Annotated in this window: 1 pseudogene; it reads left to right on the top strand. The window is 47.7% G+C overall.

Features of this window, described 5'->3' with window-relative positions:
- Positions 1-270: 270 nt before the first annotated feature.
- Positions 271-543 (top strand): annotated as a pseudogene (locus QQF33_RS03500) (RNase A-like domain-containing protein); the annotation flags it as partial.

The following is a 543-nucleotide window of genomic DNA, read 5'->3' as shown; positions in this document are numbered from 1 at the left end:
TTGTGCTGCCCATTATGCTGAAAGAATTCCGCCTGAGTTATGATAAGCGGCATACAAAGCAGGGTATACATACCAACCTGTAGCTGAAAGAGTAAAGCTACGCCGACTGGCTGCCAAAATGTGACGAACCCGCACCGACATAACCAACTCCAGACCGGCAACAGACGGTCTTTTTATATCAGTTGAATATGATGAGTTTAAATAAATAAGGAAGGCTAAGAATTTACCCTTATCAACCGAAGCCAGTTTTGGCTATTATCGAGTAAGGATATGGGGGAATGGGATACTGTTATGGAAGAGGGTGGAATGGTCGTTGTTATGTCGCCGGTACAACTGGCGGCGGTGCTTTCAGATAAGAGCGTCACAGAGGCGGAAACGCTGAGTAACCGACTATTGGGTGGACTTGGTGTTTTACTTGGAGCGGTAGAAATGGCTGGTGCCACAGCACTATGTATCGCGCCAGAACCTACAGGACTAACGAAAGCGGGATGTGTGGTTGTTGGTGCACATAGTCTTGACGCTGTTCAAAGCCCTGCCAGACAG

This window comes from Lelliottia wanjuensis (assembly GCF_030238365.1).
Taxonomy (GTDB): domain Bacteria; phylum Pseudomonadota; class Gammaproteobacteria; order Enterobacterales; family Enterobacteriaceae; genus Enterobacter; species Enterobacter wanjuensis.
The sequence above is the reverse complement of the archived record's forward strand: the minus strand, read 5'-3'. Positions and strand labels throughout refer to the sequence as shown.